The organism is Streptomyces sp. NTH33, from assembly GCF_003236365.1.
Lineage (GTDB): Bacteria > Actinomycetota > Actinomycetes > Streptomycetales > Streptomycetaceae > Streptomyces.
The window spans coordinates 1-794 of sequence record NZ_POTZ01001018.1; the positions used below are offsets into that span (position 1 = coordinate 1).

Annotated in this window: 1 protein-coding gene; it reads left to right on the forward strand. The window is 74.2% G+C overall.

Annotation, left to right across the window (positions count from 1 at the left end):
• Window positions 1-136: 136 nt before the first annotated feature.
• Window positions 137-794: hydrogenase nickel incorporation protein HypB (gene hypB, locus C1I97_RS38200; RefSeq protein WP_111007395.1), on the forward strand; the 658-nt coding region annotated here is incomplete at its 3' end.

Sequence of the window (794 nt, forward strand, 5' to 3'; positions counted from 1 at the left end):
CCGTTGGGCCGCCCGGAGGAAAACACCCCGGCCCCCACGGCTGCGCTGCCGCACCTCGCGGCCGGCGCGGCCGAAGATCGGTGAGAGCCCCGCCTTCCTTCCCCGTCTCCGAGCCCACTCTTCGAGGAGCAGCGCCATGTGCCGGTCCGTCGACGTCAAGCAGGCCGTCCTCGCCAGGAACGACGACCTGGCCGCCACCCTGCGAGGCGACCTGGCCCGGGAGGGCGTCGCACTGGTGAACCTGCTGTCCAGCCCCGGCAGCGGCAAGACCGAACTCCTCGGCCGCGTGCTGGCCCGCGCCGTCGAACGGGGCGTCCCGGCGGCCGCGCTGACCGCGGACCTGGCCACCGAGAACGACGCCCGCCGCCTGGCCCGCTCGGGCGCGCCGGTCCAGCAGGTGCTCACCGACGGACTCTGCCACCTGGAGGCCCGCCAGGTGCGCACCCGCCTGGAGGGCTGGCTGCCCGCGGACACCGCGGTGCTGTTCGTGGAGAACGTCGGCAACCTCGTCTGCCCGGCCTCCTACGACCTCGGCGAGACCCTGCGGATCGTGCTGATGGCGGTCACCGAGGGCGAGGACAAGCCGCTGAAGTACCCCACCGCCTTCGGCTCCGCCCACCTGGTCGTGGTCACCAAGACGGACCTGGCCGAGGCGGCCGGCTTCGACGAGGACGCCTTCCGGGCGAACGTGCACCGGGTCAACCCCGGGGTGGAGATCGTACGGTCCTGCGCCCGCACCGGCGACGGCGTCGACACCCTCCTGGAACGCGCGCTCGCCGCCCGCGACGGAGCCC